The sequence below is a fragment of the Pseudomonas sp. S3_B08 genome (genome assembly GCF_054667725.1).
Genome location: NZ_CP162750.1, coordinates 3,061,754 through 3,080,439, shown reverse-complemented (window position 1 = coordinate 3,080,439; position 18,686 = coordinate 3,061,754). Strand labels below are relative to the sequence as shown.

The window sequence follows — 18,686 nt, the reverse complement described above, 5'->3', positions numbered from 1 at the left end:
GTCATGTGACGCACAACAAGCGAGCATGTGGCCCTCTGCCGTTAGTTCGTTGGGTCCATGAAAGCCATTGTTCCTGCCGCGTGGGTATTGCTGGGTTTGTTGATGATCGGTCAGGCACCGGGTGTCATGGCGGCCGCAGCCCAGGAAAAACCGGCAGCGACCAGTACGACGAAGAAAGCCGTCAAAACCGTGGCTCCGGCAAAAAAAGCCCAGGCCAAAACAAACGCCACGGTGAAGAAGCGCCGCCCGGTTGCCTCGAAGTCGAAATCCGCGAGCGAAGTGGCCAAGACCAAATTGCCGCCGGCAAAACTCGATCTCAGCCTGCCCAAGGATATGGTTGAAGACCTGAAGCCACAGGGCACCGTAGAACTGCCCAAACGCGAGGCGATCCTGCCGCAGATGTTTGGCGAAAAAGATAACGGCTTCCAGCTCAACGGCCGCTTGCTCAGCAATGAAATGGAGTTGCAATTGCGCAACGAAGCGCGACGCGATGTGGAAGGCGCGGCGCTGGATTTCGAATTCAAGCAATAGATGCAGGCCTCTGCGACGCGCAGAGCAGACGCTTCGTCGGAGACTGCCCGGTCACTTTTACTTATCGTTGAAAAGCCGCTTGCAGCAATTTGAAACAGCTGTTTTAGCGGTTACTCTGTTCCCCGTCTCTTTACACATCGCCCGTCGCGAGGATCTATTCGTCATGAAATGCCGTGAAGGCTGTGGCGCTTGCTGCATTGCCCCCTCCATCAGTTCGCCGATCCCCGGCATGCCCGATGGCAAACCCGCCGGCGAACGTTGCGTGCAACTGTCGGTCGATAACCTGTGCAGCATTTTCGGCCGTCCGGAACGTCCGGCTGTGTGCTCGGGTTTCGCTGCGGATGTCGAGGTTTGCGGCAGCAGTTCAGAAGAAGCGATCAGATTGATCGGCTGGTGGGAGCAGATGACGGCGGCGTGATGTGTTCACCAACGGAACTTCAACAATAAGGAATAAAACTATGGGTTCGCTGCACCGTATCGCTGTGTTGTGTGGTCTGACTGCCGTACTTGCCACCTCGGTCGTCCACGCGGAAGACTGGAAAGTTGCCAAGAACGAAGACGGCATCAAGGTTTCCCTGAGCGAAATACCCGGTTCGGATTACAAGTCCTACCAAGGCGTTGCGCTGATGAAAACAACCGTTGCCAAACTGCGCGCCTTGCAGGAAGACGTCTCCGGCGCCTGCGCGTGGATTCACGAATGCAAGAGCCAGAAACTGCTCAAGCACGAAGGCGATCTGAGCTGGACCTATTCGCAATTCAATACGCCGTGGCCGGTGACCCCGCGTGATTCGGTGTTGAAAATCACCACTGTTGAGGGCGCCGATGGCAGCCTGACCCGTAATCTTGAGGGCGTGCCGACCTATCTGCCGGAAGAAAAAGGCTTCGTGCGGGTCCAGCAAGTCAAAGGCTTCTGGAAGTTCGTGCCTAAAGGCGATCAGGTTGAAGTGACTTACCAGGTGCACACCGAGCCGGGCGGTAGCGTGCCGGCCATGGTCGCCAACAAGTTTGTGGTGGATGCGCCATTCAATACCCTGAAAGCGCTGAAAGAACGCGCCGAGAAATAATCAATTGGCTGTAAGCAAAACGCCCCGATCGCTTCGGGGCGTTTTGTTTCGTCTCTAAATTGTATTTCCAGATATGCGTTGCACGAAATTTTCACAAAGTCTCCAAGACAATTCGCCCGCACTTGTTGACTGCCATTGCGTTGCCAGCCTTCGAATGAAAGTCTCGAAGGGCTGGGCAGTAATCAATGGCAATGGTGTGAACGATCGTGCAACATTTGCGCACCGCGCACGCCCCGGGGTCTGGATTGACCAATAGAGGGCATGGCGCCGCTGTATTTTTGCAACTTCAACTTCCAATGGGTCCTAAAACGACATGGCAAACCCGGACGCCCTGAGTCAGCAGCGATCTTCTGCTCGTCTGCTGCAACCGACCGTCAAATCGCATCTGGCCTACACGCTGCTGTGCGCGCTGGTCATGATGGTGATGTTTTCCGCGCTGCGCCTCGCGCTGCTGGTCTACAACCGCGAGATGATCCTCGACACCCCGGCCGCGACCTTCCTTGAAGCGTTCGTCAACGGTCTGCGTTTCGACCTGCGCCTGGTGGTCTACCTGTGCATTCCGCTGGTGCTGGCGCTGTTCAGTGCCCGGGCCATGGCCGCGCGCGGTTTCTTCCGTCTGTGGCTGACCGTCGCCTCGAGCATCGCGCTGTTCCTCGGCCTGATGGAAATGGACTTCTACCGCGAGTTTCACCAGCGCCTCAATGGTCTGGTGTTCCAGTACGTGAAGGAAGACCCGAAAACCGTAATGAGCATGCTCTGGTACGGTTTCCCGGTGGTGCGCTACGTGCTGGCGTGGGTAATCGGCACGGTCATTCTGACCCTGGCGTTCAAAGGTGCCGACCGCGCCACCCGCCCGCGCGGACCGTTCAGCGGCGGCAGCGTCAGCTCCCGTCAGGTTGCGCCGTGGTACACCCGCCTGGCGGTATTCGTGGTCTGCCTGCTGATCTGCGTGGTCGCCGCTCGCGGCACCCTGCGTCAAGGCCCGCCGATGCGCTGGGGTGACGTCTACACCACCGATTCCAACTTCGCCAACCAGCTCGGCCTCAACGGCACGCTGTCGCTGGTCGCCGCAGCCAAGGCGCGCATGGGCGAAGACCGCGACAACATCTGGAAAGCCACCCTGCCGCAGGAACAGGCGCAGCAAGTGGTGCGCGACATGCTGTTGATGCCGGACGACAAACTGGTCGATGCCGACATCGCCGCTGTTCGCCGCGACTACATGCCGCCGGCCGACAAGACCCTGCCGATCAAGAACGTCGTGGTGATCCTGATGGAAAGCATGGCCGGTCACTCGGTCGGTGCTTTGGGCGCGCCGGGCAATATCACCCCGTACCTGGACCAGCTGTCGAAGGAAGGTCTGCTGTTCGACCGTTTCTTCTCCAACGGCACCCACACCCACCAGGGCATGTTCGCGACAATGGCCTGCTTCCCCAACCTGCCAGGTTTCGAATACCTGATGCAGACCCCGGAAGGCAGCCACAAACTGTCCGGTCTGCCGCAGTTGCTCAGCGCCCGCGACTATGACGACGTCTACGTCTACAACGGCGACTTCGCCTGGGATAACCAGTCGGGCTTCTTCAGCAACCAGGGCATGACCAACTTCGTTGGCCGCAATGACTTCGTCAACCCGGTGTTCTCCGATCCGACCTGGGGCGTGTCCGACCAGGACATGTTCGATCGTGGCCTGCAAGAACTGAAGGCGCGGGAAAACGGCAAGCCGTTCTACGCGCTGCTGCAAACCCTGTCCAACCACACGCCGTACGCCTTGCCGACGCCATTGCCGGTCGAGCGCGTGACTGACCGTGGCAGCCTCAACGAACACCTGACCGCCATGCGCTACTCCGATTGGGCGCTCGGCCAGTTCTTCGAGAAGGCGCGCAAAGAGAAGTACTTCAACGAAACCCTGTTCGTCATCGTCGGCGACCATGGCTTCGGCAACGAGCGCCAGATCACTGAAATGGACCTGGGCCGCTTCAACGTGCCGATGCTGATGATTGCCCCGGGCATTCAGCAGAAGTTCGGTACCCGCGACCACACCGTGGGCACGCAGATCGACATCGTGCCGACCATCATGGGCCGTCTCGGTGGCGAAGTGCGTCACCAGTGCTGGGGCCGTGACCTGCTCAACCTGCCGCAGGGCGATACCGGTTTCGGTGTGATCAAGCCATCGGGCAGCGAACAGACCACCGCCATCGTCACCGCCGACCAGATTCTGGTGCTGCCGCGTGACAAGGACATGGGCCCGAAAATCTGGCAATACCAGCTCGGCGCCAACCCGCACGCCGAAGTAGTGCCGGACGCGCCGCGCACTGCCGAACTCAAACTCAAACTTGAGGCGTTCCTGCAAACCGCGACCAAGAGCCTGCTCGATAACACCGCCGGTGTTATTCATGGCAAGCCGGACTGATCACTTCTTAAAGTCCACGCAATAAAAAAGAGGCCCTGAACAAGGGCCTCTTTTTTTACCGCTTCAAATCGTCATATCTTGCCGAGTAACAACAGCACCAGCAGCACGACCAACACCACGCCGATAATGCCCGACGGGCCATAACCCCAACTTCTTGAGTGCGGGAAGACCGGCAGACCACCGATCAGCAACAGGATCAGGATGATGATTAGAATTGTGCCCATGGGTGATTTCCTTGTTCAGAGTCTGGAAGAGTCTTGATGCTCAGTGGGCAGCTGGAGAGCAACTAAATTCCAGCCGGCTTACATGTTCCGACTTGCGCCGATGAAAAAAAATTCAATGTTTTTTTAATGTATTTGGATTGCTCGGTTATTTCCTTTCCAGCAAAAAGATCGCAGCCTCGTTGCACTCGTCAGCTCCTGCATGAGACCAACCGGAAAACAATGACGGCTGGAATCTTTTGATCCTCCATTCAGCAACTGGATGGAGCGTGGGCGAACGAAGTTCCTTCGCTACACTCGGCGCATCTCTCCCGGAACAACAAGGCTGTCCGCTATGCAAAATCGCATGATGATCACTGGTGCAGGCTCAGGCCTGGGTCGCGAAATCGCGCTGCGCTGGGCCCGTGAAGGCTGGCGGCTGGCCTTGTCCGATGTCAGTGAGCCCGGCCTGCAGGAAACCCTGAAGCTGGTGCGCGAGGCGGGCGGTGACGGCTTCATCCAGCGCTGTGACGTGCGCGATTACAGTCAGCTCACGGCCTTCGCCCAGGCCTGCGAAGAGAAGCTCGGCGGCATCGACATCATCGTCAACAATGCCGGCGTCGCCTCGGGCGGGTTTTTCAGCGAATTGTCGCTGGAAGACTGGGACTGGCAGATCGCGATCAACCTGATGGGCGTGGTCAAAGGCTGCAAGGCGTTCCTGCCGCTGCTGGAAGAGAGCAAGGGCAAGATCATCAACATCGCCTCCATGGCCGCGTTGATGCAAGGCCCGGCAATGAGTAACTACAACGTGGCCAAGGCCGGCGTAGTGGCGTTGTCGGAGAGTCTGCTGATCGAACTGGCGCAGCAGGAAGTGGCGGTGCATGTGGTTTGCCCGTCGTTCTTCCAGACCAACTTGCTCGATTCTTTCCGTGGCCCGACCCCGGCCATGAAAGCCCAGGTCGGCAAGTTGCTGGAAAGTTCGCCGATCAGCGCAGCCGACATCGCTGACTACATCTATCAGCAAGTCGCCGCCGGCGAATTCTTGATTCTGCCCCACGAACAAGGGCGCATGGCCTGGGCGCTCAAACAGAAGAATCCGCAACTGCTCTACAACGAAATGACTTCCATGGCCGAGAAAATGCGCGCCAAGGCCAAACAAAACAACGCTTGATCTTGTTCGATTCCCGCCGCGTCGTTAGGGTGGCCGCCACGGTCACCCTGTCGAGACGCCTCCATGCTCAATTACTTGTGGTTCTTCCTTGCGGCGCTGTTTGAAATCGCCGGCTGTTTTGCCTTCTACATGTGGCTGCGTCAGGGCAAGAGTGCGTTGTGGGTGATTCCCGCGTTGCTCAGCCTGACCCTGTTCGCGCTATTGCTGACCCGTGTTGAAGCGGCCTACGCCGGGCGCGCCTATGCCGCGTATGGCGGGATCTACATCGTTGCTTCGATTGGCTGGCTGGCGGTGGTCGAGCGGGTGCGTCCGCTGGGCTCGGACTGGATTGGCATGGCCCTGTGCGTGGTCGGTGCCAGCATCATTCTGTTCGGGCCGCGCTTTTCCGCTGCCTGAGGCTTTTGTGCGAAGTGTCTGACAGCCGTGGGCGTGGGCGCCTGTAGGGCAAGACTGATTTGCTCGTCGTGGATTGTGAAGACGCTGTAAGCCGCGCATCTTCAGGGTTTGCCAGTCCTGAAGGATGAATCCCATGCTTGTACTCAGCCGTGTGGTCGGTGAGTTGATTTCAATCGGAGACGACATCACCCTGCGTGTTCTGTCGGTCAACGGCTCCAGCGTGCGCTTCGGCGTCGAGGCGCCGAAAAAGGTCCATGTACACCGCGCCGAGGTCTATGACCGGATCAAGCGCAAGGAGGCTGCGGCGAAGGCTGGCTGACGGCTTCAGTCGAACAGATGCTTGGGTACGTCGTGCTTGAGCATCAGCTGGCACTGTTCGCTTTCCGGATCGAACACGATCAATGCCTGGCCTTTGGTCAGTGCCTGACGCACGCGCAGGACGCGGGTTTCCAGCGGGGTGTCATCGCCGTTGTCGGTACCGTCGCGGGTGACGAAATCCTCGATCAGGCGGGTGAGGGTGTCGACTTCAAGCGCGTCGTGGGGAATGAGCATGGGCACCTCGGTCAAATCAATGTCGGGATGCTACGGGGATTGGGTTTTGTCTGCCAGTTCTGTATCGGTCTTGCCGACCCATTCGCGAGCAGGCTCGCTCCCACCTTTGAAATGCGATCCCTGTGGGAGCGAGCCTGCTCGCGAAAGCGGTTATCTATTCACCGAAGGCTCAACTGTCAGAACGCTGCCCCACCAGACTGTCCACCGGCGGCACCCGGGTTTCGCTTTCCATCTGCGTGTCATGCTCGATCTGATGGCTGAAGCGATCCAGTGAGGCATTGGCCGGCGCCGCATCGCTGGCAAAGACCGGCGGACTCAGAATGTACGCGCCAAGCAGTCGGCTGAGCGCCGCCAGGCTGTCGATGTGCGTACGCTCGTAGCCGTGGGTGGCATCGCAGCCGAAAGCGAGCAGGGCAGTACGAATGTCGTGGCCGGCGGTGACCGCCGAGTGCGCATCGCTGAAGTAATAGCGGAACATGTCACGGCGCACCGGCAATTCGTGTTCATCGGCCAGACGCAACAGATGCCGCGACAGGTGATAGTCATACGGCCCGCCGGAGTCCTGCATCGCCACGCTCACCGCGTGTTCGCTGGAGTGTTGGCCGGGGGCGACGGGTGCGATGTCGATGCCGACAAATTCGCTGACGTCCCACGGCAATGCCGCCGCTGCACCGCTGCCGGTTTCCTCGGTGATGGTGAACAGTGGATGGCAATCGATGTTCAGTTCCTGGCCACTGTCGACAATCGCCTTGAGCGCGGCGAGCAGTGCGGCAACGCCGGCCTTGTCGTCGAGGTGGCGGGCGCTGATATGACCGCTTTCGGTGAACTCGGGCAGCGGGTCGAAGGCCACCACGTCGCCGACATGAATGCCCAGCGACTCGCAATCGGCCTTGGTCGTGCAGTAGGCGTCCAGACGCAGCTCGACATGGTCCCAACTGATCGGCATTTCATCGACCTGGGTGTTGAAGGCGTGCCCGGACGCCATCAGCGGCAACACGCTGCCGCGAATCACCCCGGTGTCGGTAAACAGGCTGACCCGGCTACCCTCGGCAAAGCGGCTCGACCAGCAGCCGACCGGGGCGAGGGTCAGGCGACCGTTGTCTTTCACCGCACGCACAGCAGCGCCGATGGTGTCCAGGTGCGCAGACACCGCGCGGTCAGGGCTGCTCTTTTTGCCCTTCAACGTCGCGCGGATGGTCCCGCGCCGGGTCATTTCAAACGGAATGCCCAGTTCTTCGAGACGCTCGGCGACATAGCGCACGATGGTGTCGGTGAAACCGGTAGGGCTGGGAATGGCGAGCATTTCCAGCAGGACTTTCTGCAGGTAAGCCAGATCCGGTTCAGGGATTTGTGTGGTCATGGTCATGGAAACTCCTGATGGGTTGAGCACACCGATGGTTTCGATGAGAGAAAGATTTGTGGCGCCTGATCGGTCCTCATCGCTGGCAAGCCAGCTCCCACAGTGTTGTGTATACCTCGGGAACTGTGGGAGCTGGCTTGCCAGCGATGGCGTCAGTGCAGCCGCCGGGTAATCAAGAGACAGCCGGCTGACTATGCGGAAACAACAGATCGACAAAGCGTTCCGCCGTCGGCTGCGGTTCATGGTTGGCCAGGCCGGCTCGTTCGTTGGCTTCGATGAACACGTACTCGGGCTGATCCGCCGCCGGCACCATCAGATCGAGCCCGACCATCGGAATGTCCAGCGCCCGCGCCGCGCGCACTGCCGCGTCGACCAGGGTCGGATGAAGAATGTCGGTCACGTCTTCCAGGGTACCGCCAGTGTGCAGATTGGCCGTGCGCCGCACGAACAGATGCTCGCCGGCCGGCAGGATGCTGCTGTAGTCATAGCCGGCAGCGTGCAGCGTGCGTTGGGTTTCGTGGTCCAGCGGAATCTTGCTTTCGCCACTGGTGGCGGCTTGCCGGCGGCGGCTCTGCGCTTCGATCAGCGCACCGATCGAATGCTGACCATCACCAACCACTTCCGCCGGACGGCGAATCGCCGCCGCTACCACTTCAAAACCGATCACCACGATGCGCAGATCAAGGCCTTCGTGGAAACTTTCCAGCAGCACGCGACTGTCGAACTGCTTGGCGGTTTCGATGGCTTTCTGCACTTCTTCGATGGTGCGCAGATCCACCGCGACGCCGTGGCCCTGTTCGCCATCGAGAGGTTTGACCACCACCCGTTGGTGCTCATCGAGGAAGGCCAGGTTGTCGTCGGCGTTGCCCGCCAGTTGCTGCGCGGGCAGTTTCAGACCTGCGCCTTTCAGCACCTTGTGGGTCAGGCTTTTGTCCTGGCACAAGGTCATGCTGATCGCACTGGTCAGGTCGCTCAGCGACTCGCGGCAACGCACGCGACGGCCGCCGTGGCTGAGGGTGAACAGCCCGGCGTCGGCGTCATCCACTTGCACGTCGATACCGCGCCGATGCGCTTCTTCGACGATGATCCGCGCGTAAGGATTAAAATTCGCCTCCGGGCCCGGGCCGAGAAACAGCGGCTGGTTGATGCCGTTCTTGCGCTTGATGGCGAACGTCGGCAGGTTGCGGAAACCCAGTTTGGCGTAAAGGTTTTTCGCCTGACGGTTGTCGTGCAGCACCGACAGATCCAGATAAGCCAGACCACGACTCATGAAATGCTCGACCAGATGTCGCACCAGCACTTCGCCGACACCCGGGCGCGAGCAATGCGGGTCGACCGCCAGGCACCACAGGCTGCTGCCGTGTTCCGGGTCGTTGAAGGCTTTTTCATGATTGAGACCCATGACACTGCCGATCACCGCGCCGCTGTCCTCGTCTTCCGCCAGCCAGTACACCGGGCCGCCCTGATGATGTGGGGTGAGCAGCTCCTGATCGATCGGCAACATGCCGCGCGCCTGGTACAAACGGTTGATGCCCTGCCAGTCGGTTTCGCTTTGCGCACGACGAATGCGGAAGCCGCGAAACACCCGCGTGGCCTGCCGGTAATCGCTGAACCACAAACGCAAGGTGTCGGATGGATCGAGAAACAGCTGCGTCGGCTCGAGGCCGAGAATCTGCTGCGGTGCGGCAACATACAGGGCGATATCGCGTTCGCCGGGCTGCTCGTTGAGCAGCTCCTGCGCCAGTGACGCCGGGTCGGGAAAGGTGTGACCGATCAGCAGCCGGCCCCAGCCGCAATGCACGGCAATCGGGGCGGTGGCAGGCTCGCTGCCGTCTTCGGCCAGGCGCGCCTGCAAACGTTCATACGAGGGGGCCTGACCACGCAACAGGCGCTGGTTGATGGACGTGGCATGGGGTTTCATCAATCAGATTCCTTGTTCACTGAGCCACAGGTTCAGGGCCGCCAGTTGCCACAGTTTCGAACCGCGCAACGGGGTCAGTTGGCCTTGCGGATCAGTCAAAAGCTTGTCGAGCATGGTCGGGTTGAACAGGCCGCGATCCTGGCTTGGATCCAGCAGCAGTTCGCGCACCCAGTTGAGCGTGTCGCCCTGCAAGTGCTTGAGACCCGGCACCGGGAAATAGCCTTTCTTGCGATCGATCACTTCGCTTGGAATGACCCGACGCGCTGCTTCTTTCAGCACTTGCTTGCCGCCATCGGGCAGCTTGAATTGACCTGGTACACGAGCCGATAGCTCGACCAGTCGATAGTCGAGGAACGGCGTGCGCGCTTCCAGGCCCCAGGCCATGGTCATGTTATCGACGCGTTTGACCGGGTCATCGACCAGCATCACCGTGCTGTCCAGGCGCAGCGCCTTGTCCACGGCAGCATCGGCGCCGGGCTGGGCAAAGTGCTGTTTGACGAAATCACCGGCCGCATCGTGGTCGACCAGCCATTTCGGCTGCACAGTCGCTGCGTAGTCGTCGTAGCTGCGATCGAAGAACGCATCGCGGTAGGCCGCGTATGGGTCCGCCGCGCCGTCGACCTGCGGATACCAGTGGTAACCGGCAAACAGTTCGTCTGCGCCTTGGCCGCTCTGCACCACTTTGCAGTGCTTGGCCACTTCCCGGGACAACAGATAGAAAGCGATGCAGTCATGGCTGACCATCGGCTCGCTCATCGCCCGGAACGCGGCGGGCAGTTGCTCGATGATTTCTTTCTCGTCGATGCGCAACTGATGGTGGCGCGTGCCGTAGTGCTTGGCGATCAGGTCCGAGTACTGGAACTCATCGCCGCGCTCGCCGCCGGCATCCTGGAAACCGATGGAGAAGGTCGACAGATTCTCTACACCGACTTCGCGCAACAGGCCGACTAGCATGCTCGAGTCGACACCGCCGGACAGCAACACACCGACATCCACCGCCGCACGCTGACGAATCGCCACCGCTTCGCGGGTGCTGTCGAGGACGCGATCGACCCAGTCTTCCAGATTGAGGTTTTTCTCGTCTTCATTCGGGCCGTAGGGCAGGGTCCACCAGGTTTTCTGCTCGGTGCGGCCATCGGCTTCAACGCGCATCCAGGTGGCGGGCGGCAGTTTTTCGATACCGGCCAGCAAGGTGCGCGGCGCGGGTACGACCGCGTGGAAATTCAGATAGTGATTGAGCGCCACCGGATCGAGGATCGGGTTGATGTCGCCGCCCTTGAGCAGCGCCGGCAGTGCTGAGGCAAAACGCAAGCGTTGGCCAGTGCGCGACAGGTACAACGGCTTTACGCCGAGACGGTCACGAGCGATGAACAGGCGCTGGGCATCGCGCTCCCAGATAGCGAAAGCAAACATGCCATTGAGCTTCGGCAGCAGCGCCTCGCCCCAGGCGTGATAACCCTTGAGCAGCACTTCGGTGTCGCCGCCGGAATAGAAGGCATAACCCAGCGCTTCAAGCTCTGCGCGCAATTCCGGGAAGTTGTAGATCGCACCGTTGAACGCCAGGGACAGACCCAACTGGCTGTCGATCATCGGCTGCGCCGAGCCGTCCGACAGGTCCATGATTTTCAGGCGTCGATGGCCCAGGGCAATCGGCCCTTGGGCATGGAAGCCCCACGCGTCAGGGCCGCGAGGGGCCAGGTGATGGGTGATTCTCTCGATCGCTGCAAGGTCTGCAGGTTGTTGATCAAAACGTAACTCGCCAGCTAATCCGCACATAAAGTCCTTACCGGTTTTTCCGTTGGGGAAGGTCAAGCCGTACCGCGCGAAAAGTGCGGGTACTCAGAAACTGACCTGTCTCGGTAGGTGGAGTTTTAGATCGATAAGTTATAAGGCGGCCACGCTGGCTCCGGCCGTAACGCTATCGGTGCGGATCGAGTCTCGGGATGTACCCCTGCGCCGTTACGCTTTTTTTGCATAAGCCCACACGTGCACGGACGTCCCGGGTGGGGTGGTGCAGGGCTGTTTTTTCCATACAAAAAAGCGTTTGATCTGCGTGGATTTTGTCCAGCATTTTGAACTGTTATCGGCTGCCCGGCAGCGCTAGGGTCAAGGCTTCAAATCGCAATAAAGGACTATTGCCATGCCCACCCAAGACAAGACGAATCCACAGATTCAGGCCTCGGTCCTGAGCACCTTGTACGACGCGACTGGTGATCTCGATACCGCTGAAAGCCTGAAAAAAAGCCTGCCGGCGCATCTGCTCACGGCTTCTGCGGCCACGCTGAACAAGCTGGACGAAATCAATCGTGAACTGCACACCCTGCAAGTCAAAGTCGACAAGGATCTGACCCGGCTCAAACCCTTGCACAGCTTCTGCATCAGCGAACTCAACGCGGCGCTGAGCGAGAAATGGCCAGCGATCTATGACGTGAGCGAGGATCTGCTCAGCCTGCCCGGCGTCGATTGTGGCTGCGATGTGAAGGCGACGGTTCAGGCCGATGTCGGCTTGGTCAGACACGCGACGCAAAGCCTGTTGCAGGCAGCCATGCAAAACTTCACCGCAGACGAGGAGCAGGCCGACGGTTTCCCCGCCGGCAGCCTGGTGCGCGTCAAGAGTGTGCCCGCTGGCGTGAAGGATCTGACGCCGGCAGCGTTTGCAGCGATGTGCCGCAAGCTGGATCTGGGCAAGAAATACCAGGAGCATCTGCAGCAAGTGTTCGGTCTGCGTGAGGAGTGCGGCAAAGTCGTGGCGACCAGTGCCATGACCCGCAATATCGCCGCATTGAAGCAATCGCTGCTGGAGCTGGACGCTCATCTTGCGGAGCTCAAGGGCGATATCACCGCAGCTGGTTTGCGCATGCTGCAGGATCTGATGCTGGCCGAAGGCGTCGCTTCGGCGCAGCACCTGCGCTACGGCAAAGACCCGATGATCATGCAGGGCATCAGAATCCTCGACAGCTGCGTTTGGGGCGTGGTGGTATTTTCCAAACGCTCCGTGGAACAACACCCTGAGGACGGATGCATGGTGTATATGCCCGGCGAGCCCGAGCGCGCCGTGTATGAGTACCCGAGTTTCAATGCGTTCAAGCGCTACCTCGCGCAACAACTCAAGAGCACGGAATATCAGGGGTATTTCGCCGGCAGCCTCGATGAAGATGACAAGGCGGACTTCTTCAAGGCGTTGGCTGAGAAACCCGATCTGGGCGTCGTCGAACAATGGCCGATCAATGTGCCGCTTTTTGATTTCATGGTGCAAAGCCATGTCGGCAAGTTGCAGATCGACGCGCGCAAACTGGCGGTGCCAACCGCTGATATCGATGAAGAGATCCGACAGAAACGCCTGTTGGATTTCGTTCAGCGCGGGGTGACTGTGGCATCGGTGGCGGGGCTGTTCGTGCCGGTCCTGGGGCAATTGATGATGGGCGTCGCGGTCGGGCAATTGCTCGGTGAGGTGTATGACGGCGTCGCGGACTGGCGTCGCGGTGATCATCAGGAAGCACTGTCACATCTGCTCAGTGTGGTAGAGAACATCGCATTGATGGGCGTTTTCGCCGGCGGTCAGAAGGTGCTGGGAACTGTGGGCAAAAAGCTGCTGCGCGCGCATCCGGAGTTCTTCGCGCAGTTCACCGCGATACTCGATCGGGCCGGCAAGCCACGCCTGTGGAAGTCCGATTTGAGCCCGTACGAGCATGCTTTGCCGGCCGGATTCACCATCGGTGCCGGTTCAAAGGAGTTCTACCAGATCGGCAACAAGACCATCGCCCGCTTCGAGCACCGCCTGTTGGCGGGCAACTTTGATATCGACACTCAGCACTGGCGCCTGGAACACCCCGCACGCGCACAAGCCTATGCTCCGGAATTGATCCGCCACGTCGAGGGCGGCTGGCGGTTCCCCGCTGAACAGCCCGAAGAATGGGGCAGCAGCGCCTACACGCTCAAGCGCATCGATCCGCAGTTGAGCGAATTTGCCGACAGCGACCTGGACATCCTTCGCCGGCTGAGCAACACCTCGCAGCAGACCTTGCTGGAGACCTTCAACGACAATCTGAGCCTGCCGGTACGCCTGCGCGATACCGTCGAGCGCGTGCGCATCGAGCGCCAGCTGCGTGAGTTGACCACGGAACTGGAAAACGGCGAGATCCACTCCGAGCAACCTCTTGAAGAACAGATGCACGCCTTGACGCAACTGCCGGGCTGGCCGACTGACCGATACCTTGAGGTCATCGGTCATGAAGGAGACGTCGAAACCACTTATCCTGCAAACAGCACGCTCGACGAAACCCTGGGAGTGCCGGTCACCCAAGGCCAGTTGGCACTCGGGCGCTTGCTGCAAACCGTCATCGATGGCCTCTACGAGCATGAAGTCGAGGCCTTGCTCGGCGGCAAAGTCGCGAAAAGCACGCAAGCCACCGGGCTGGCAAGAAAACTGGGTGCTGCGCTCAAATCCGATTACCGCGCGGCGTTCGAGCGGATGTACAAGCGCTATGACCACAGTGGCGCGCAGGATCTGGGCAAATTACGCCAGGTCTTCGCCGACATTCCGGCGCGCCATGGTCAAAGGCTGATCGACCGCGCTTCGACTGTCGAGCGCCTGCACTTGCGCTCGACCGGGAGCGCGCCCTTGCGGTTGGGACAGCGGGCTCGGGCCGGCACTGCCGAGGTCCGGCTTGACCGGGCTTTGAGCGGGTTGCACTGGTCGTGGCTGGCCAATGCCGACACCGACAGGCTGGCCATGAAATTACTGCCGCGCCTGAGCGGCTGGAACGCGCAGCTGCGTCTGCAAGTCCGCGACAAGGCCTTGACCGGACCGATACTCGAAGACATCGGCGATGGGTCGGCGACCTCGGAAAATACCGGCTATCTGGTGAAGTCCACGCAGGGCTATGAGGCGTTTGGCGGCGACAAAAAATCCTTGGGCAAGGTGGCATCCGGCCCCGACGCTTTGTACATGGCCATCCTCAAGGCATTGCCGCCACGTCAGCGGACCGCACTCGGGTTTGCCGATGCCGGACAGCTCAGTACGCAACAGTTACGCAAAAAGCTGCTCAACGTTGCCCTCGACGAACGCGAGGTCACTGCGCGGGCATTGCGCGGCGGCAGTACGGAATCACTTCCCGTCGAGCCGGCCTGTGTGCAAGGTGATCAGGTCCCCGCGACAGCTCATTCACGCATACTGCTGCGCAAAGCGCGCAGGCTTTATCCGCGTCTGAGCGAGCCGCAGCTCAATCAATTGCTCAACGAACTGGGTGATGATCCGTTGAGCCGTGCGACCCGCATCAAAGCCCTGCGTCAGGATCTGCAAACCCTGCGTGACGCGCTGTTTGTCTGGAGTGAAGATGCCGCCGCGCTGCAAGCCATGGGGGGCGATCTGGCTGAAGCGCGGCACAGTCGGAAAATGGCCGCCGAGCTGATCGAAGAAGCGTTTCGACGCTTTCATTGGGCCACCAACGAAGAGGGAAAAAACCTCTGTACCCTTGACCTTGACGGCATGCGCATCGGTAAGGTGCCGACGTTACCGTCGTCGGTGAGCTTCGACCATGTCGAGCAATTGTCGATGCGGAACATGGCGCTGGGGGATGATGTGGCGTACTTCCTCAAGTCCTTCAAACAGCTCGACTCGCTGGAACTGGGCAGCAACGCGATCACCCGGCTACCTGAAATGTTGTCGCACATGCCGCGTCTGCAACGGCTGAGCCTGGCAAACAATCAGCTCAAGCTCACCGAGCAGACCCTGGCGAAGCTGAACAGGCTGAGCACTTTACGCTACCTGAATCTGGACAAGAATCCGTTGGGTGCCACCCCTGATTTCAGCCGAATGTCGCAACTGCGTCGCTTGTCGCTGAACGATACCGGCATCACCGAACTGCCAGAAGGCCTCGACCATTCTGCGCACATTGAACTGATGGATCTGACCGCCAACAGCATCACGGAGCTGCCCGAGTGGTTATTCGAGAAATCACGACGTTTCACCGGCGCACTCAAGCTTGGGCTGAACCCCTTTTCGGAAACGGCCAAAACGCATCTGGAGAACTATCGCGATAATTTCGGCGTTGGGATGGACTATGTCGCCGATGACATCGCACGGCTGAACGAGCAAACGGCGCGCTCGCTCTGGTTGACGAAGGTCAGTGGCGAAGAGTGGGCAGAGCAGTCGCGCATCTGGGCGGCATTGCGCAGCGAGCGGACGGCCGATGGCTTGTTCACTTTGCTGGCGCAACTGGGCGATACCGCAGACGGCAAACAGGGCAGCGCTGACATGCAGCGACGCGTCTGGGCGGTACTGAAGGCGGCGGAAGCTGACGAGCCGCTGGGCCGTCAACTGCTCGACATCGCGGCCGATCCGCTGCACTGCACCGATAACGCGGCGCTGGTTTTCAGTCGCCTTGAAGTCGCAGTGGAAGTCGAGCGGGTGAGCAGGGCTGCAAGCGGGAGCAGGGGTACTGCCAAGGCGTTGTTGGAACTGGGCCGCAGCCTGTTCAGGCTGGACAGGCTGGAAGAAATCGCCCGGGAGCATTCGCTCCGGGCGCCAAAGGTCGATGCGCTGGAAATGAACCTCGCTTACCGCATCGGTCTCACCGATGCGCTGGGACTGCGCGGTCAACCGAAAGATATGCTGTTCAGTGCCCAGAGTGGCGTGACGGCCGCTGATCTTGAGGTCGCAAAAAATCGCGTCTTCACCGCTGAACTCTCCCCGCAATGGCTGGAATACATGCAGGGGCGAACGTTCTGGCGTGACTATCTGCGACGCATATTTGTCCGCAAGTTTGCGCTGATCGATGACCTGTACGACCCGCAAATGAGCGCACTGTTCGACAAGAAGGACACGCTGCCCTCTGGCGATTATTTGAGTCAGAACCAGGCACTCAAGCTTGAAAAGGACCAGGCTGAAGACGTGCTGTTCAAGAGCCTGACCGAAGACGCGATACGGCTGATGGATCTGGGCATCTGCGAAATGCCCGATACGTGAAATTCACTTGCCGCGAATCAACTGCCGTAAGGCGAAACGATTGGGATGGCAGGCTTCGGCCACACTGCGTGGCAATGGCAGCGGCTCGTTGTCCAGCCACGCGGCAAGCAGCTCGCCGGACAGCGGCGCGGTGATCAGCCCGCGAGAACCGTGGCCGCTGTTGACGTACAGACCATCGAGCCACGGGCAGGCGAGGTCCGGCACTTGCCGGGCGTCTTTGCTCAACGCTGCGTAGGTCTGATTGAAGGTTTGCAGATCAGCGAGCGGGCCGACAATCGGCAGGTAATCGGGGCTGGTGCAGCGGAAAGCTGCCCGGCCCTCAAGGTTCGCAAGTGGCTGCTCGCTGATGTTGAGGCGTGTCAGCAGGTCGCTGGAAATTTCTTCGAGCATCGCCAGATTGCCTTGGTGCTCGGCAGTCGTGGGTGTCAGATCGTCATTGTTGAAGTCGAAACTGGCACCCAGCGTGTGCTCGCCCAGGCGCGCCGGGGCGACGTAGCCCTCGGCGCACACCACCGTAGCCAGCGCATGACTTTCTGCAGTCTCGGCCAGACGCGTGATTTGGCCGCGAATGCGCTTGAGCGGTAGGTCGGCACTCTGGGCAAAACGTTTGATTTCGGCGGCACCGGCCAGGATCACCACCGGCGCACTGGCGAGCAAACGTTCGCCGTCGAAGGCTTGCCACAGGTCTGCGACTTTGCGCAGTTCCAAAGCTTCGTGATGGCTGAGCAACTCAATGTTGGTGTGGGTTGCCTGGGCCTGACACAACGCCGGCGGATGCACCCAGCCGCCTTCGGGGTAGAACAAACCGCCGTGGGCCACGCCGACACCGGCGCGGGCCTGGGCTTCAGGTTGCTCCAGCCACTGCAAAAGATCTTCAGGAAACGCCGCCGCCAGTTGCGCGTGGCGCTCGGCTTCCTTGGCATTGAACGCCAGTTGCAGCACGCCGCAGTCATTCCAGTCGCTGCCGCGTTGCAGGCTTTCCAGCAGGCGCCGGGTGTAACCGAAGCCGCTGACGATCAACTGCGACAACGCAGTGCCATGGGCAGACAGCTTGAGATAGAGCACGCCTTGCGGGTTGCCCGAGGCTTCTTGCGCGACGGCCGCGTGACGCTCCAGCAGACTCACTTGCCAGCCGCGCGCCGCCAGGCTCGACGCTGTCGCGCAGCCAGCCAGGCCGGCGCCGATCACGATCGCCCGGCGTTCACCACACAACGGAGCAGGGCGGGCGAACCAGGGTTTCGCCGGTAGCGGCGCCGCCACCTCGGCGGGCCAGCCGAGAAACTCGCCACGCAGGATTTCCCATTTGTGGCCGATGCCTGGCGTGCGCTTCATCTTGAACCCGGCAGCATTGAGCAGACGGCGGACCCAACCGGTGCTGGTGAAAGTGCTGATGGTCGAGCCCGGCGCAGCCAGCCGCGCCAGTTCGACGAACAGTTCAGCAGTCCACATGTCCGGATTTTTCGCCGGGGCGAAACCGTCGAGAAACCACGCGTCGATCTGTGCATCGAGTTGCGGCAGTTGCTCCAGCGCATCGCCGATCAGCAAGGTCAGCGTCACGCGGCCGTTGGCCAGAGTGATGCGTTGAAAGCCTTGATGAATCGCCACGTAATGCCTGAGCAACTGATCCGCCAACGGCATGAGTTCTGGCCACAGTGCCAAGGCTCGGCGCAGATCCGCAGGCGCCAGCGGGTACTTCTCTACGCTGACAAAATGCAAGCGCGCGCCGGCAACAGCGTGCTGTTCGAACAACTGCCAGGCGCAGAGAAAATTCAACCCGGTGCCGAAACCGGTTTCGCCAATCACCAGACGTCCATCCGCCGGCAGCGCAGCGAAACGCTCGGCCAGACGGTTCTGTTCGAGAAACACGTAACGGGTTTCCTCCAGCCCCGACTGGTCGGAAAAATACACGTCATCGAACACCCGCGAACGTGGGCGTCCCTGGTCGTCCCAGTCGAGTTGGGCGTGGGGCATTTCGGCTTTCATGGCAGGCTCGGCAAACACAAGGCGGCCATTCTAGCCGATCGCGCCGATACTACCGATCCAGCACAAGACTCGCGGTGAAAAGAACCCTGTGGCGAGGGGATTTATCCCCGCTGGACTGCGAAGCAGTCCCAGAA

14 protein-coding genes are annotated in these 18,686 nt (G+C 60.3%); 8 read left to right on the top strand and 6 right to left on the bottom strand.

All coding sequences use genetic code 11. The features are described 5' to 3' along the window. Positions 1-57 precede the first annotated feature (57 nt). From AB4N73_RS13895 to AB4N73_RS13880, 4 genes are all read left to right on the top strand, one after another. A complete protein-coding gene (locus AB4N73_RS13895) occupies positions 58-531 on the top strand; it encodes a translation initiation factor 2 (RefSeq protein WP_076563781.1) in 474 nt (157 codons plus the stop codon). A 163-nt stretch (positions 532-694) separates the two neighbouring features. After that, positions 695-949 (top strand): YkgJ family cysteine cluster protein, encoded by a 255-nt coding sequence (locus AB4N73_RS13890; protein WP_016770949.1) that lies wholly within the window; start codon positions 695-697, stop codon positions 947-949. Positions 950-989: 40 nt separating this feature from the next. Continuing rightward, entirely contained in the window at positions 990-1,595 is a 606-nt protein-coding gene (locus AB4N73_RS13885) for an START domain-containing protein (protein WP_071173184.1), read from the top strand. Positions 1,596-1,908: 313 nt separating this feature from the next. After that, on the top strand, positions 1,909-4,002 hold the full coding sequence (locus tag AB4N73_RS13880) for an LTA synthase family protein (protein WP_460142201.1): 2,094 nt from the start codon (positions 1,909-1,911) through the stop codon (positions 4,000-4,002). 71 nt (positions 4,003-4,073) lie between these two features. On the opposite strand, the gene AB4N73_RS13875 is transcribed toward AB4N73_RS13880, so the two are convergent. Continuing rightward, entirely contained in the window at positions 4,074-4,226 is a 153-nt protein-coding gene (locus AB4N73_RS13875) for a DUF3309 family protein (protein WP_003183939.1), read from the bottom strand. A gap of 331 nt (positions 4,227-4,557) precedes the next feature. On the opposite strand from AB4N73_RS13875, the gene AB4N73_RS13870 reads away from it, so the two are divergent. From AB4N73_RS13870 to csrA, 3 genes are all read left to right on the top strand, one after another. Next, positions 4,558-5,373 carry an SDR family oxidoreductase gene (locus AB4N73_RS13870; RefSeq protein WP_041478247.1) on the top strand — a complete coding sequence of 272 codons (816 nt, stop codon included), beginning with the start codon at positions 4,558-4,560 and terminating at the stop codon, positions 5,371-5,373. A 63-nt stretch (positions 5,374-5,436) separates the two neighbouring features. After that, entirely contained in the window at positions 5,437-5,769 is a 333-nt protein-coding gene (locus tag AB4N73_RS13865; RefSeq protein WP_016770946.1) for a YnfA family protein, read from the top strand. Positions 5,770-5,902: 133 nt separating this feature from the next. Beyond that, positions 5,903-6,088, top strand: coding sequence for a carbon storage regulator CsrA (gene csrA / locus AB4N73_RS13860; RefSeq protein WP_024013891.1), 186 nt, complete (start codon positions 5,903-5,905; stop codon positions 6,086-6,088). Between the two features lie 5 nt (positions 6,089-6,093). Here csrA and AB4N73_RS13855 read toward each other — a convergent pair whose 3' ends face one another. The 4 genes from AB4N73_RS13855 to AB4N73_RS13840 form a co-directional block, all read right to left on the bottom strand. Further along, entirely contained in the window at positions 6,094-6,321 is a 228-nt protein-coding gene (locus AB4N73_RS13855) for a YheU family protein (protein WP_003172962.1), read from the bottom strand. A gap of 169 nt (positions 6,322-6,490) precedes the next feature. Further along, a complete protein-coding gene (locus AB4N73_RS13850; protein WP_024013890.1) occupies positions 6,491-7,681 on the bottom strand; it encodes an osmoprotectant NAGGN system M42 family peptidase in 1,191 nt (396 codons plus the stop codon). Positions 7,682-7,853: 172 nt separating this feature from the next. Then, positions 7,854-9,602: an N-acetylglutaminylglutamine synthetase gene (gene ngg / locus AB4N73_RS13845; RefSeq protein ID WP_252868075.1), complete on the bottom strand. Its 1,749-nt coding sequence runs from the start codon at positions 9,600-9,602 to the stop codon at positions 7,854-7,856. A gap of 3 nt (positions 9,603-9,605) precedes the next feature. Further along, the gene (locus tag AB4N73_RS13840) at positions 9,606-11,378 is read right to left on the bottom strand and encodes an N-acetylglutaminylglutamine amidotransferase (RefSeq protein WP_076563778.1); all 1,773 of its coding nucleotides are present in this window, start codon (positions 11,376-11,378) and stop codon (positions 9,606-9,608) included. A 364-nt stretch (positions 11,379-11,742) separates the two neighbouring features. Between AB4N73_RS13840 and AB4N73_RS13835 the strand changes: the two genes are divergently transcribed. Then, positions 11,743-16,569 carry an NEL-type E3 ubiquitin ligase domain-containing protein gene (locus AB4N73_RS13835; protein ID WP_460142200.1) on the top strand — a complete coding sequence of 1,609 codons (4,827 nt, stop codon included), beginning with the start codon at positions 11,743-11,745 and terminating at the stop codon, positions 16,567-16,569. Between the two features lie 3 nt (positions 16,570-16,572). On the opposite strand, the gene mnmC is transcribed toward AB4N73_RS13835, so the two are convergent. Continuing rightward, entirely contained in the window at positions 16,573-18,552 is a 1,980-nt protein-coding gene (gene mnmC, locus AB4N73_RS13830; RefSeq protein ID WP_460142199.1) for a bifunctional tRNA (5-methylaminomethyl-2-thiouridine)(34)-methyltransferase MnmD/FAD-dependent 5-carboxymethylaminomethyl-2-thiouridine(34) oxidoreductase MnmC, read from the bottom strand. Positions 18,553-18,686: the final 134 nt, after the last annotated feature.